The organism is Thiomicrorhabdus indica (assembly GCF_004293625.1).
In the GTDB taxonomy this organism is placed as follows: domain Bacteria; phylum Pseudomonadota; class Gammaproteobacteria; order Thiomicrospirales; family Thiomicrospiraceae; genus Thiomicrorhabdus; species Thiomicrorhabdus indica.
Map to the genome: position 1 here is coordinate 2,319,474 of NZ_CP033040.1, position 14,636 is coordinate 2,334,109.

Annotated in this window: 11 protein-coding genes and 1 tRNA gene; 5 read left to right on the plus strand and 7 right to left on the minus strand. The window is 43.0% G+C overall.

All coding sequences use genetic code 11. The features are described from left to right. Positions 1-203: 203 nt before the first annotated feature. The 3 genes from D9T12_RS10225 to D9T12_RS10235 form a co-directional block, all read right to left on the minus strand. Positions 204-1,160 (minus strand): ribose-phosphate pyrophosphokinase, encoded by a 957-nt coding sequence (locus D9T12_RS10225; protein WP_130538077.1) that lies wholly within the window; start codon positions 1,158-1,160, stop codon positions 204-206. A 53-nt stretch (positions 1,161-1,213) separates the two neighbouring features. After that, positions 1,214-1,288: transfer RNA gene (locus tag D9T12_RS10230), tRNA-Gln, on the minus strand. Between the two features lie 204 nt (positions 1,289-1,492). Then, the gene (locus tag D9T12_RS10235; protein ID WP_165395096.1) at positions 1,493-3,367 is read right to left on the minus strand and encodes a tetratricopeptide repeat protein; all 1,875 of its coding nucleotides are present in this window, start codon (positions 3,365-3,367) and stop codon (positions 1,493-1,495) included. A gap of 474 nt (positions 3,368-3,841) precedes the next feature. Here D9T12_RS10235 and hemA point away from each other — a divergent pair, with 474 nt between their 5' ends. From hemA to D9T12_RS10255, 4 genes are read left to right on the plus strand one after another with little or no spacing between them, the layout of a single operon-like run. Beyond that, on the plus strand, positions 3,842-5,158 hold the full coding sequence (gene hemA / locus D9T12_RS10240) for a glutamyl-tRNA reductase (RefSeq protein ID WP_130538079.1): 1,317 nt from the start codon (positions 3,842-3,844) through the stop codon (positions 5,156-5,158). A 45-nt stretch (positions 5,159-5,203) separates the two neighbouring features. Continuing rightward, positions 5,204-6,292 carry a peptide chain release factor 1 gene (prfA, locus tag D9T12_RS10245; protein WP_130538080.1) on the plus strand — a complete coding sequence of 363 codons (1,089 nt, stop codon included), beginning with the start codon at positions 5,204-5,206 and terminating at the stop codon, positions 6,290-6,292. A 31-nt stretch (positions 6,293-6,323) separates the two neighbouring features. Continuing rightward, on the plus strand, positions 6,324-7,205 hold the full coding sequence (prmC, locus tag D9T12_RS10250) for a peptide chain release factor N(5)-glutamine methyltransferase (RefSeq protein WP_130538081.1): 882 nt from the start codon (positions 6,324-6,326) through the stop codon (positions 7,203-7,205). A gap of 10 nt (positions 7,206-7,215) precedes the next feature. Further along, positions 7,216-7,968, plus strand: a complete 753-nt coding sequence (locus D9T12_RS10255) for a HesA/MoeB/ThiF family protein (RefSeq protein WP_206199095.1) — start codon at positions 7,216-7,218, stop codon at positions 7,966-7,968. Positions 7,969-8,001: 33 nt separating this feature from the next. Here D9T12_RS10255 and D9T12_RS10260 read toward each other — a convergent pair whose 3' ends face one another. The 4 genes from D9T12_RS10260 to D9T12_RS10275 all read right to left on the minus strand — a co-directional run bounded on the left by D9T12_RS10260 (position 8,002) and on the right by D9T12_RS10275 (position 12,522). Continuing rightward, entirely contained in the window at positions 8,002-8,760 is a 759-nt protein-coding gene (locus D9T12_RS10260) for an OmpA/MotB family protein (RefSeq protein ID WP_130538082.1), read from the minus strand. A gap of 87 nt (positions 8,761-8,847) precedes the next feature. Beyond that, positions 8,848-9,690 (minus strand): motility-associated protein, encoded by an 843-nt coding sequence (locus D9T12_RS10265; RefSeq protein ID WP_130538083.1) that lies wholly within the window; start codon positions 9,688-9,690, stop codon positions 8,848-8,850. Positions 9,691-9,778: 88 nt separating this feature from the next. After that, positions 9,779-12,034 (minus strand): DNA topoisomerase IV subunit A, encoded by a 2,256-nt coding sequence (gene parC / locus D9T12_RS10270; protein WP_130538084.1) that lies wholly within the window; start codon positions 12,032-12,034, stop codon positions 9,779-9,781. A 200-nt stretch (positions 12,035-12,234) separates the two neighbouring features. Then, a complete protein-coding gene (locus tag D9T12_RS10275) occupies positions 12,235-12,522 on the minus strand; it encodes a heavy-metal-associated domain-containing protein (protein ID WP_130538085.1) in 288 nt (95 codons plus the stop codon). A 96-nt stretch (positions 12,523-12,618) separates the two neighbouring features. Here D9T12_RS10275 and D9T12_RS10280 point away from each other — a divergent pair, with 96 nt between their 5' ends. Beyond that, positions 12,619-14,070 (plus strand): protein adenylyltransferase SelO, encoded by a 1,452-nt coding sequence (locus D9T12_RS10280; protein WP_130538086.1) that lies wholly within the window; start codon positions 12,619-12,621, stop codon positions 14,068-14,070. The last annotated feature ends 566 nt before the right edge of the window (positions 14,071-14,636 follow it).

Sequence of the window (14,636 nt, forward strand, 5' to 3'; positions counted from 1 at the left end):
ATTAATAAAACCCACATTCGCGACCAAATATGAGCAGAGCGCGGATTATACTAAAAATTAAAAATAATTCCACTGAATTTTCAACCGGTTAGCCAGTTACATCATTGACATGATTCACCACCGGCCGGTAAGGTTTTACTAATGCCTAGAAACGCAAAACCCCAGACTAAGCTGGGGTTTTGTTTAGAGCGGTTATTATTACTTCAATGCTCCATTAAAGCGGTAACCGACTCTTCCAAGTTAATACGGCGGATGGTTTCACCCAGAAGATCTGACACAGAAACTCTGCGGATTTTCTTACAGGCTCTGGCATCGGCTGATTCTGGAATAGAATCTGTTACAACCAACTCTTTTAACACGGAGTTATTGATGTTTTCAACCGCCGGCCCAGAGAGTACTGCGTGAATTACATAAGCTGACACACTTTTCGCTCCACGATCCATCAAAGCTTTGGCTGCTTTGCACAAAGTACCCGCCGTATCGACCATATCATCGATGATAATGCAGTCGCGCCCTTCGATTTCACCGATAATATTCATTACCTGTGCAACATTCGCTTTTGGCCGGCGCTTATCAATAATAGCCATATCGGCATCAATCGCTTTGGCCACGGCACGCGCACGAACAACCCCTCCCATATCAGGAGAGACAATGGTTACATTTTCCAACTGCTGAGTTTTATTCATATCTTCAACCAACAAAGGTGAACCATAAATATTATCAACTGGAATGTTAAAGAAACCTTGAATTTGGTCGGCATGCAAATCAACTGTCACAACACGATCTGCACCCGCTTGGGTAATCATATCAGCGGATAAACGAGCCGTAATTGGAACGCGAGCCGAATGAGGTCTGCGATCTTGACGGGCAAAACCATAATAGGGGATAACAGCGGTAATACGACCTGCAGAAGCACGTTTGAGCGCATCAATCATGACCAACATTTCCATCAAATTGACGGCTGGTTCTGGTGTACAGGTGGGCTGTAAAACATAAACATCTTGTCCACGAACAGACTCTTTGATTTCAACCATAATTTCGCCATCGCTAAAACGACCGACATCGGCTTTACCAAGAGGAATATCTAAATAAGTGGAAATCTTTTCTGCAAGACTGACATTTGCGTTTCCCGCAAAAATCATGACATTTTTAGTCGCCATTAAAGGGCTCCTGTTGAAGACAAAATGATTTGGGGAATTCGAGAGGTAGATAATGGCAGGGATGGCAGGATTCGAACCTGCGGTACACTGGATCAAAACCAGATGCCTTACCACTTGGCCACATCCCTGTATATCTGCGTCGTTGAAGACAGGTGCGTATTATCCAGACTTTGAAATGCTTCGCAACCCTTTTTTAAAAAAAATTTAAAAAATTCTTCGAGATTACCTTTCTTCTCATCCAAGCAAGCAATTAGCAATGTATTTAACGAATTAGAAACACTTAAATTCCATTAAATAGTAGTACCTTAAACACGCATTTTTTAACACAGAAGTTAATCGTCTAAAAAGCCAGCCGGTACAAATTGCTTAAGCTTGGCAACGGATTCCCAATTTTTAAACTGATTATAGTACGTCTTCCAAAGTTTTTCCGCTTGATCCGTTTGGTTATTTTTTAAGTAAGCCTGAATAAGATGTGCAAACACCTCTTCATCCGCCTCAATATCAAACGCTGATTCTAAATATTCAACCGCTTTGGCATAATCTTGCAACTGATAATACAGCCACCCCATACTATCTAAAATAAAGTAGTTGTTCGGTTCAAGCTCAAGCGCTCGACTTAGAAGCACTTTCGCTTTATCGAGTTTTTGCTGGCGCTCTACATAAAAATATCCCAAACCGTTTAACGCTTCAACATTGTTCTCATTGAGTTCAAGAACCTTTAAAAGGATTGACTCATACTCTTCAAATTCACCAAAATTGAAATGTATATAAGACTTTGCCAACATGACTGGTGTATTACTCGGCTCAATTAGCAAAACCTGATCATAAATATCCAAGGCTTCTTGATATTTCTCTTGGTAACTTTTAAAAATTGCTTTAGCCCGCAACCGCTTGACTTTATTCTGCGGCAAATCAACTGAAATCTTTTCTAATTCCGCGTACGCTTGATCTATATCTCCTTGAGCAAAGAAAATCTCCGCTCGATGCAATAACGCATCCACTTGGAAAGTCGTTGTCACAACCTGACTAAAACTCTGCAACGCCTCATCAAAACGCTTCAACTCTTGCAAGCTAATCCCTTGGTAGTAATGAGAAATCGCTTTATAGCCTTTCTCATCCAGTAATGGTTGTAAATTCTGGATTGCTTTTTCGAATTGATTTTGTTCAATTTGTAACAGAGCAAGCGATAGCCTAGCTTTATGAGCTTCAGGCAGCTTTTCCAAAATCATCTTATAACGAGTTTCAGCGCCTGCATAATCTTCAGCCAAGACTTGCAAGCGCGCCATTCGCTCTTGAACGACAAAATCATCTGGAAAAGACTCTAAATAGCGACCTAAATCCTCGATCCCCACCTGAGTCTTAGAATTATCAACATACAACTTGGCCAATAGTTGGTAAATTTGAGGCTTTTGCTCTTTTTCAACTAACTTGCTAGCTTCCTGCAAAGCCTCCATTGCAAAGTCCGGCATATTATGAGTTGCAGCAACCATTGCCAACCCCAAATGTCCCGACCAAACATCCGGATGCATTTGCACAATCTTTTCAAAGAAAACCAAGCCGGCATCCACAGGTGCCGAAGCAGCTACTCGGCGAGAAGTCACCAATAAATCTTGTTCCATAGGTAATTCAGAGAGCGTCTGATAAGTATCCCACTCTTGCAACGCCTGTTCGACCTTACCTTCCTGCAAACTCAAAATAAATGCAGCTCGCCATGCCAAATCAGCGGAAGGCTCAAGCTCTTTCCATAAATCCGTTGCTTTTCGAATTTTTTCGACGTCGTAGGTCGCCATGGAAACTTCAAACGCTCGTTTAACTAACTTAGTATCAGAAGTATCTTTTGCCAATCCATAAAGCAATTCAAAGGCTGACTCATAACTTCCTCGTCGAAGTAAGATTTCTGCTTGTAGAATTTTCAACATTTGGGCAGAGTTGAGTCGATTATCAGCAATTGCATTGTATGCAGGCACGGGTTCTTCGTTTTCATTCTCCGCTTCTGACGTTTTAAGGTTTTGCGTATTCTGAGCCGCTGGATTTGAACTTAATGAGATATTAGGAGAATTCTTCGTCACTTCACTCGGTTCAATTGGACCCGTTACTACAGGATTTGAGCAGCCCTGCATAAATAATAAGACAGCAACCCATAAACCTTTTTTAACAAAGTTGTGGGATGGACGTTGAATTTCTGTCTCTGTGGTCATTCGGCTCATTGATTTACTCATTATTAATAACTGATAACTTTCAAAATACTAACACTATTTGTTAAATGCACACAATTGAATAGCTTGAGTTACCCATAAACGTCAGAGTGTTTTATAACTTCCCCTGCCTGAAAAAGGCTTTCAAACCCAACAAAATTTATAAAAGCGTCATTTTTTGAACTCAAAGAGAGCTTTGCACGAGTAAGAGATAAAGCATAAATTGAGAAAAAATTTTGTTGAACTAGGCAAAAAGTGCAGGGAATAGCCAGCTATTCTCAAGCTTTTTAACAAAGCTCGACAAGATTTTAGCCAATTTTGGTTATTTATTATTTCGTGCAAAGCTCTCTCAAAGCATGACAATTTATTTACCGGCCGGTGAAAAACACGGGAAAACTTGCAATTACCCTAATTATTTAGCATTATTACGCTCCTTTGATTGCAGATTTATTGCAGCTTTACGAGACCGAACTAAAGTTATTTTGTATGAAGCTAATTACGCTTGGTGTTAATCACGAAACGGCCCCCGTTGACATCCGTGAAAAAGTTTCATTTTCACCTGAACAGTCAAAACAAGCCTCTGTTGAGCTAAAAAAACAGGGGTTGGCCAATGAATGCATTATCCTCTCGACCTGCAATCGCACTGAAATCTATGTCACTCTTAAAGAGTCACAAAGCTCTGAACAGGTTGCTAATGACGATCAACCGTCCATCGTGACCATTGAACGCTGGTTAGAAAAATTCTTTGATATCGACCCTAAAACCCTGACGCCCTATCTGTATCGCCATCAAGAACTTGATGCCGTCAAGCATATTATGCGAGTGGCCAGTGGTTTAAATTCGCTGATTTTGGGTGAGCCGCAAATTTTTGGACAAATCAAAGACGCTTATAATCTTGCACACAAAAATGGCCACATAAATCAGTCTCTCGATACGCTTTTCCAGCATATTTTCAAGACGGTCAAACAAGTTCGCACCGATACAGCCATTGGCAACAGCCCGGTTTCAGTGGCCTTTGCGGCAGTCGCACTCTCAAAACAGTTCTTTGGTGATTTATCCGAGCAAACCGCTCTGCTTTTAGGGGCTGGAGAAACCATTGAACTGGTCGCTCGCCATTTAAAAGAAAGTAATATTGGTAAATTGATTATCGCCAACCGTACATTGGAAAAAGCCCATAATCTTGCAGAAACTTTAGCCGGTTACGGCATTCAACTGGAAGAAGTTGATGACCACTTGCATGAAGCCGATATTGTTATTGGCTCAACTGGCGCACCGCATGCGATCTTAAAACGCGATCAAGTTAAGCAAGCGTTGAAAAAAAGAAAATATCGCCCAATGTTTATGGTCGACATTGCCGTTCCACGTGACATTGAATCCAGCATCAACCAACTTGACAGCGTTTATTTGTACACCGTTGACGACTTACAAGAAATCATCGAAAGCAATAAACAATCGCGCCAAACGGCTGCACTGGAAGCAGAAGAAATTATTGACGTCCAAGCCAGTAACTTTATGGCACAGCAGCTGGCAATGGATCAAGTCAAACCTATTATCAAAAACTACCGTCAGCAATCCATGGAAATCAAGCAACAAGCACTTGAACACGCATTGCACCAGCTTGAACAAGGCAATGATCCTGAAAATGTTGTCAAATTGTTGGCGAACCAACTGACTAACCGCTTGCTTCACACCCCTACTTCTCAGCTCAAACAAGCTGGCATTGATAATAACAAAGGGTTGATTGAAGCCTCTGAACACCTCCTGATTTGTCGTGACCACCAAGCTTGCAAAGTCAAGCCTTAGCGTCTCTTGCAGTCACTATTCCCTAATTTTTAAGAGAGCCTTTTCGTGAAAGAATCTATCCGTTTAAAACTCGACAACCTTGTGGAACGCTTGGAAGAGCTGAATCACCTGATTTCCGATCCTGAAGTCATTTCAGATCAAAAGAAATTCACCGCATTGACTCGTGAGCACGCGCAACTAACCCCGGTGGTTGAAAACTATCAATCGTTTATTGAAACCGAGGCCGACTTGGAAGAAGCCGATGAAATGCTACGTTCCGGTGATGCAGATATGGCAGAAATGGCCAAAGAAGAGCTACCTGAACTCAAAGCTGCTTTAGAAAACTTTGAGCTCGAACTGCAAAAAATGTTGCTGCCAAAAGATCCTCGTGATGACAGCAATATTTTCTTGGAAATCCGTGCCGGAACCGGTGGAGATGAAGCTGCGATTTTTGCAGGTGATCTATTCAAAATGTATTCACGCTATGCAGAAAACATGAAATGGCAAGTCGAAGTGATTAACTCCAACGAAGGTGAGCATGGTGGTTACAAAGAAATCATCGCGCGTATTATTGGTGCCGGTGCCTACTCTCGTTTGAAATTTGAATCCGGCGCACACCGCGTGCAACGTGTTCCAGCAACCGAAACACAAGGTCGAGTACACACATCAGCCGCAACCGTGGTCATTATGGCCGAGGCACCCGAAGTTGAAGAGGTTGAATTAAATCCTGCTGATTTGAAAGTTGATACCTTCCGCGCCTCTGGTGCCGGCGGTCAGCACGTTAACAAAACCGACTCCGCGATTCGTATCACTCATATTCCAACTGGCACTGTCGTTGAATGTCAGGATGAGCGTTCACAGCACAAGAACCGCGCACGAGCAATGTCATTACTTGCAGCTCGCATTATGGATGCCAAACAACAAGTTCATGATGCCGCGATTGCACAAGAGCGTAAAAGCTTAGTCGGAACCGGTGACCGCTCAGACAGAATTCGAACCTACAACTACCCACAGGGTCGAGTCACCGATCACCGTATTAATTTGACGCTTTACAAGCTTGACGATGTCATGAACGGTGGTTTGAACCATGTTGTTGATCCGCTGATTCAAGAACATCAGGCTGAGCAATTGGCAGCATTGAATTCTGGTCAATAAATACCGTATGGCTAGCTTTTGAGAGGGTCTAATGGATAGTTCAGTCACAGCAACCACTCAAGGTTACACCATTGAACAGGTCATACAACTGGCAACGGATGCTCTATTTGGCCTGTCGGATTCACCCAAACTTGATGCGGAGCTATTACTTTGTCATGTTTTAGAGTGTGAGCGAAGCTACTTATATACTTGGCCGGAAAAAATTCTTGGCAACGATCAAGTCCTTGCGTTTCGTGAACTGTTGCAAAAACGCCAACAAGGCCACCCAATTGCCCACCTAATTGGCGAACGTGAGTTTTGGGGACTTCCGTTAAAGGTCACGCCTGACACCTTGATTCCACGACCAGATACTGAAGTCCTAATTGAGACCGCTTTAACTTTATTACCGGCCGGTCAAAATACTAACCTTAGAATCTTAGATTTAGGCACTGGAACTGGCGCCATTGCATTAGCATTGAAAAGCGAACGACCAAACGCTCAAGTCAGTGCCGTTGATTTCTCTGAAGACGCATTAAACATTGCAAAAATCAATAGCCAAAACCTGAATTTACCCATTCAAACCCTTCATAGCAGTTGGTTTCAAAGCTTACCGGCCGGCGAATACTTTGATTTAATTGCCAGCAATCCGCCCTATATTGAAGAAAACGATAAACACTTGACCCAAGGCGATGTTCGATTTGAACCGATCACTGCTTTAACCTCTGGTGTAGACGGTTTAGAGGACATTCGGCTAATCACAAAACAGTCGATTGATTATCTACTACCAGATGGTTGGTTAATTTTGGAACATGGCTACAATCAAGGTGAAGCCGTGCGAGAAATTCTTGCTGAAAATGGCTATCAAACTGTCGAAACACGCCAAGACTATGGTGGAAACGATCGCGTCACCTTTGGGCAAAAGAACGTTACTTAAGGAAAAGATAATGAAACCCGAACTGAATGATGAAGAACTCTCACGCTATAGCCGACAAATCCTGTTGTCTGAAATTGATTATGAAGGTCAATTAAAGCTGGCCAATTCACATGCAGTGGTTTTTGGATTAGGTGGATTAGGCTCCCCTGCTTCTCTGTATCTTGCTGCCGCTGGAATTGGCAAACTCACATTAATCGATTTTGATGAAGTCGACGACTCCAACCTACAACGTCAAATCGTTCATCGAGAAGCCAATATCGGTGAGTTAAAAGTTGAATCGGCAAAATCCAATCTTGCCAAGCTCAATCGTTTTATTGAAATTGAAACTGTCGGAAAAACACTAGAAGAACAAGAAATTGAAGCGCTTGTCTCATCTGCCGATGTGGTACTGGATTGCACGGATAATTTTGCCACACGATTCATGCTCAATCGGGTTTGCTTTAAAACCCAAAAACCACTCGTTTCAGGGGCAGCCATTCGCTGGGAAGGGCAATTGAGCACTTATGATTTTCGTCAGGAGAGTTCACCTTGCTATCAATGCCTCTATCCAAATGAAGGCGGTGAAGAATTAACTTGCTCACGAAATGGTGTCTTGAGTCCTGTGGTTGGCATGGTCGGCTCCATGCAAGCAGTTGAAGCGATTAAAGCCCTGCTTAATTTACCCACTTTAACCGGTAAACTGATGATTATCGATGCTTATAGCATGATGATTCGTACATTGAATTTAAAGAAAGACCCTGAGTGTACGCATTGTAGCCAATAAACCCAAATAAGCTTTACCGGCCGGTAAGAATAATTATTGCCCAGGCTGTTGGCGTGGAATCAAAGTCTGATTGCTCGTCGTCAATGGCTCTGATACACCTTGCTGAGATTTATCAACTTCGATAATGACTCGACGATTTAAAGAACGTCCATAAGGCGTATCGTTCGGTGCCACAGCCTCGTTATCCGCCTTTCCAATAATGCTAATCAAACTCTTGTCCACATCCATGTAGATAAAGGTTCTGGCAACCGTTCCAGCACGAGCAGCGGAAAGTTCCCAGTTTGAAGGAAACTGGAAATTGTTAATAGGCACGTTATCTGTGTAACCCGTGATCGTCATAAGTTGTCCACGCCCGACCAATGTCATAGCCAGCTTTTCTAACTCCTCACGAACATCGTCGTTAATCGATGCCCGACCACTTTCAAAAAAACTATCGGATTTTAGAGTAATAATAATCTTTTCGTCGGTTTCCTGAATATCAATGTCTTTTGGGTTCAGTTCTTTCAGAGATTCTTGAATTTCATCCAGAGTGACCGGCGGTTTAAGGTCAATCGGATTAATTACATCCGTCCCTTGGGTCTCACCTTGATTCTCAGCCTCATTAATCATGACGCTATCACCTTGCCCCAACACATTATCAACAAAAGCTTTACGCTGTTCAGGCTCAACAATCGCAATTAACCACATGACCAAGAAAAACACCATTAAAACGGTCATTAAATCCGCTAAGGCAATTTTCCAAGAACCTCCGTGCGCCCCTCCTTCATCATGTTCATGGTATCGACGACCCATAATTTTTCCCAAATAACTTAAAGATAACCGGCCGGTAAATATTCTTTCAAGAACTTCTCCCTAAAAGCATCCAGCCGTAAAGGTAAATCAACCAATTTCATCGCGCTCAAGGCAATATTCCGGTGGTAAAGACTGTCGTCCAATTTCCACCGCTAGACTTGGCGAAACACCATTGGCGTAAGCACTGATAAATTCTGCCGTGACTTCCATTAACATGCGATCTTGTCGAATCATAATTTCAACCGCATGCACAAACGGCGCTAAAACAGCAAACGCCATAAAAACCCCTGTCAAAGTTCCAACTAATGCAGCACCAATCGCTTTACCGATTGCAGCAATATCCATATCACCGCCCAGTAACTCCATAGTTAAGATAACCCCCATTACCGCAGCGACAATCCCGAAACCGGGTAACCAATCTGCGACTTTACCTACCGCCTTTGGCACTTCCGACATGGATTGAGTCGTAGCGCCAATTTGGTTGTAAAGATGGTCTTTAAAGTTTTGGTTCTCTGGTGGGTTCAACAAAAGATAGTTGAAATTATCAACAATAAACTTGGTTAAATCCTTATGCTTCATGACCCGAGAATAGTGCATAAAAATTGGACTTGCTTCAGGTTCAAGCAAGTGCTTTTCAAGGGCCAATATTCCAGATGAACGTGACAAACGTGCCAATTCCTCAAGTAGTCCCAAGGTCTCTTGATACAAACGTTTATTGACTCGATCACCCGAAAAATAGCGTCCCAAAAAATAAAATGTACGCTTCCAAACAACCACTGGGGTAGACGCCAAAAAAGTGCCCAGTGCAATTCCAAGGATGACCACCAATTCTGACGGATGCCATAGAGAGAGAAGATTGCCTCCCATCAGCACAAAACCGCCAAGGAAGCTGAGCATAATAATAATAATTCCGACTGGCTTAGCAATCATAAGTGTTACTCTGCAGTTAAATAATTGATTCTTGAGTAAGGCTTAAGCATTATTTATACCAGTTTATGGACGACACACGATTCTCAAACTATTCGCTAACTTCAATTGCAATGACTTTTTTCAAGGTTCTTGGTAGCACAATGCCTTTGTTTGCTCTGCGACTAAAAGCTTCTTCAATTGCAGTTGGCCCAAATTGCTTTTCGTACTTTTCAGTTTTCAGTGTCAATTTTTGACCAGGTGTAAACGCAAACACCGCATTAAGCTCAACGCCTTTAGGCATTTGAATCAGTTTATTGCCTTTACCTTTCGCAAGCACCGGCAATTCGCTGACAGGAAACACCAACATTCTTGGTTCAGAGGTTACGACCACAACCCATTGCTCATCCTCAGTTTTCGAGTCAACTTTTGGCGCAGGTAACACGCGAACATTTTTCAACCCGGCAACTTTGGGCAAACTGATAATCGCTTTTCCTGATTTGCTTTTTGAATTCAGACTTTCTAGCTCGCACACAAAACCAAAACCAGCAGAAGAACACAAAATGACTTTGTCAGTCGGCGCACCCAGTAAAACTTGCGTGAAATGGCTTTGACTATCGGGATTTAACCGGCCGGTTAATGGCTCACCATGCGACCGTGCAGATGGCAAACTGTGTGCAGGCAAACTATACGCACGACCTGTACTATCAATGAAGGCGGCATTTTGTCGACTATGCCCAATTGCTTGCGACAAGAATTGATCACCGGATTTATACCCGAGAAAAGCACCATCAATATCATGACCTTTTGCAGCACGCACCCAACCATTTTCTGACAATACAACCGTCACCGGTTCAGATGGCAATAAGTCTTGCTCACTCATGGCTGTGGCAACTCTTGCCTCAATCAAAGGTGACTTACGGTCATCACCAAATTCTTTCGCATCGGCTAACAGTTCTTTTTTCACCAATGTTTTCAAGCGAGCAGCAGATCCCAGAATTTTTTCAAGCCTGTCACGCTCCGCAGCAAGCTCTTCCTGCTCGGATTTAATTTTCATCTCTTCAAGTTTTGCCAAATGGCGCAGCTTTAATTCCAACACCGCTTCCGCTTGAATATCGGTCAAACCAAAACGCGCCATTAATACCGGTTTGGGCTTATCCTCTTCTCGGATAATCGCAATCACTTCATCAATATTCAAGAAGGCAATCAGCATCCCTTCTAAAATATGCAAACGCGCCAATACCTTGTCTAAGCGATACTGCAAACGTGCACGAACCGTTTCAGTACGATAGCTCAACCACTCACTGAGTATCATTTTTAAATTTTTAACTTGCGGTCGGCCATTTAAACCAATGACATTAAAGTTTCCGCGATAACTTTTTTCCAAATCCGTTGTCGCAAATAGATGCAACATGGTTGCTTCCACATCAACACGTTTCGAGCGAAGCTCAATGACCAAACGCACAGGGTTTTCATGATCGGATTCATCTCGCAAATCCACGACCATAGGCAATTTTTTATTGCGCATTTGCGTGGCAATCTGCTCTAAAACTTTTGCACCTGAAACCTGATACGGCAACGCTTCAACCACGACATTCACGCCATCTTCCACTTGATAAGCCGCCCTTTGACGAATCGAGCCATTGCCAGTGGTATAGAGTTTTTTCATCTCCTCTGGCGTAGAAATAATATGCGCTTGATTTGGATAATCAGGAGCTGGCATATACTCCATAAGTTCTTCTACGGTCGCCTTAGGATTTTGTAACAACTCCACACAAGCATTCACCACTTCACGTAAATTATGCGGTGGAATATCGGTGGCCATCCCAACCGCAATTCCAGAAGTTCCATTCAATAACACATGTGGAACACGCGCCGGTAAAACACTCGGTTCTTTTAAAGAGCCGTCGAAATTTGGTACCCAGTCCACCGTACCTTGCGAGGTTTCTTCAAGAAGTAATTGACTGAATTTTGACAAGCGAGCTTCGGTGTAACGCATGGCAGCAAATGATTTCGGATCGTCTAGAGACCCCCAGTTTCCTTGCCCATCAACCAAAGGATAACGAAATGAGAAGTCTTGAGCCATTAGCACCATGGCTTCATAACAAGCTGAATCACCATGAGGATGGAATTTACCCAAAACATCCCCTACGGTTCTAGCGGATTTTTTATGTTTGGAAGTCGCTTTTAGTCCAAGCTCAGACATCGCATAAATAATTCGACGTTGTACCGGCTTTAAACCATCGCCAATATGAGGCAAAGCTCTGTCTAAAATGACATACATCGCATAATCGAGATAGGCTTTTTCGGCAAACTCGGCAACACTGCGTTGTTCCACCCCTTCATAATTCAATGTCAAATTACTCACGCTCGGTTCTCTCCAACCAATTTCTTGAAACAATGTTATTCAATAAAAATTACTTTCCCATACCAGCAAGCACTTTAAAAAGACGCCATAAATCCTTCTCTGAAGGCTTTTATACCCGAATGGGTGCTGCGCAGACCATCTTGGTCTGAAATCTTTTTACAAGTGCGTATTGGTAGCGGACTGCATATTATGAACCAACGTTAATCGCTCATTTTGCCAACCGCGCAAGAGACAAATGACTTGGCTTTTGCGCCAGCGGCTTTTAGGCCTTCCACGGTGCCGGACTCAGGATAGCCCATTTTTAATAAAGTCTGCGCAATCTTTTCTCGAACAGAACCCTCTGGCTTAATATTGGGCGCTAAACTCAGTCTTACACAACCTGCTTCAACATCCACAGTGACAGTTTCAACTTCATCCATCGCTTCCAATTGCTTGCGAATACCGTTTGCACAACCACCACATTTAATATTTTCAACTTGAAATTCCATGGTCTCTCCCTCATCTTTTTAAAGGCTTAGCTCGATTGACTATTCTATAACGATTAGAATGTCAGATTCCATTAACAACCCTAATGAAGGCGCGCAATGTCAGAATTACAACAGTCATATCGCCACCTCCCCAAGCACTTTTATTCAGATGTTCTTCCTGAACCGGCGATAGACAGCCGTCTAATTGATCTTAACCCAGACATTATCGAGACGTTAAATCTGACATGGGATGAAAAAACCCTGCATGAGATGACCGCAGGCAAACTGACATCGAAACAGCCGCAACCCATTGCACAGAAATATACCGGACATCAATTTGGTTATTACAACCCCGACCTTGGCGATGGGAGAGGCATGTTATTGGGCGACATTCAAACCGATACCGGCCGGTATGATTTGCATTTAAAAGGCGCAGGGCAAACGCCATACTCCCGCCGAGGCGACGGTCGCGCAGTTTTGCGCTCATCGGTCCGAGAGTATCTGATTGGCGAAGCCTTACATTATTTAGATGTTCCAAGCTCTCGTTGCTTAAGCTTATGCCACAGCCCTGAACCTGTTCGACGTGAACGTTTTGAAGACCGCGCCACTTACATTCGTGTGGCAAAAACACACATCCGCTTTGGGCATTTTGAATGGTTAGCGGAACTTGGCTCTCGACAAGACTTTTACAAGCTAGCAGATTTTGTCATTGAAAGCGTCTACCCTCAATTACAAAGTTTACCGGCCGGTGACAAATATGTGGAATTACTCAAAACAATCGTTGCAAACACCGCCAAGCTCATCGCAAAATGGCAAGCGGTCGGTTTCTGTCACGGCGTGATGAACTCAGACAATATGTCCGTGGCCGGCGAAACCTTTGATTTTGGACCTTTCGCGTTTTTGGACGACTTTCAAATTCACTACATCTGCAACCATTCCGATACCGAAGGTCGCTACGCCTACAGTCAGCAACCCAATATTGGTTTATGGAACTGCCAAGTTCTAGCGCAAGCCTTTTTAACGATCATCGATCAAAAACATATTCAGCCAATTTTGGATACCTATGTCACCACTTACAACCAAACTTATTTAAATCATATGGGCGCAAAATTCGGCTTAGACCAAATTCAAGAAACTCAACGAGAATTCATTGGAAACAGCTTAATTCTGATGGATCAAAGCCAAATCGATTTTCACCAATTCTTTCACAAGCTGTCACGACTAAATCCTTCTAACCCTGAAAGTTTTTATCAATTTGTCGGACATTCAAAAGCATGGCGTAATTGGTGCGCTGAATATCTTGAACATGCTCAGGAAAATCCGCATGCAGACTCACTCAAACAGTCAAACTTAATTCGTACTCAAACAGCAAAATTTGTTTTACGTAATGGCATTTTGCAACGCATTATTGAACAATGCGAAAAAGGCGACTATGAGCTGTTAAAACAGACCCGAGAATGGCTAAAAACACCTTTCGAACCGGCCGGTGAATTAGTCGAACATTTCCCCGAATTTTTGCAGCCGCCTGCCGGAAATGAAAAAGCAATTGCATTAAGCTGCTCATCCTAGGGTCTGTTGACAATTCAGACTTGACTCTGTTGCTGCTTAAAAATGCAGCAATCACGACGCTCAGAGCGCCGTTTAGTGCGGCACATCCCTGTGCCTTACCCCTTCGGGGCTTACGCTTAAAAACGCTCCAAGCGTTTTTTTGGTTATTCCAAATAAGCGATGAGCAACAAAGAGTGCGACATTTTTAAGCGCAACCCGTAGGGCTCAAGCCATTTTTCTCGACTTACCCCTTCGGGCGTCGAGTTCTACGTTTGCCCCAGCAGTGTTAGAAATTCGCTCAAATAGAATAACTACAAGGTGAATTGGCTTTAGCCAAGAGAAGGCACTCTGGGGTGTTCCACGCTCTTTCTGCCTTGCTGGAACGAAAAATGGTTTGAGCAGAGCCTAATTATGAATTTTCAACAGACCCTAGAAGATGAGCGAAAAATTTCTTAAGGCAAAACAACTTCCTAGCATTTCTAATGCTAAACACGGGGGAGTTTTTTGCCAAGCCTATAAAGAAAACATACACTTAAAAAATCGAATACGGACAGGCGAATTTACCAAGAAAATTTTGGACGCACAGC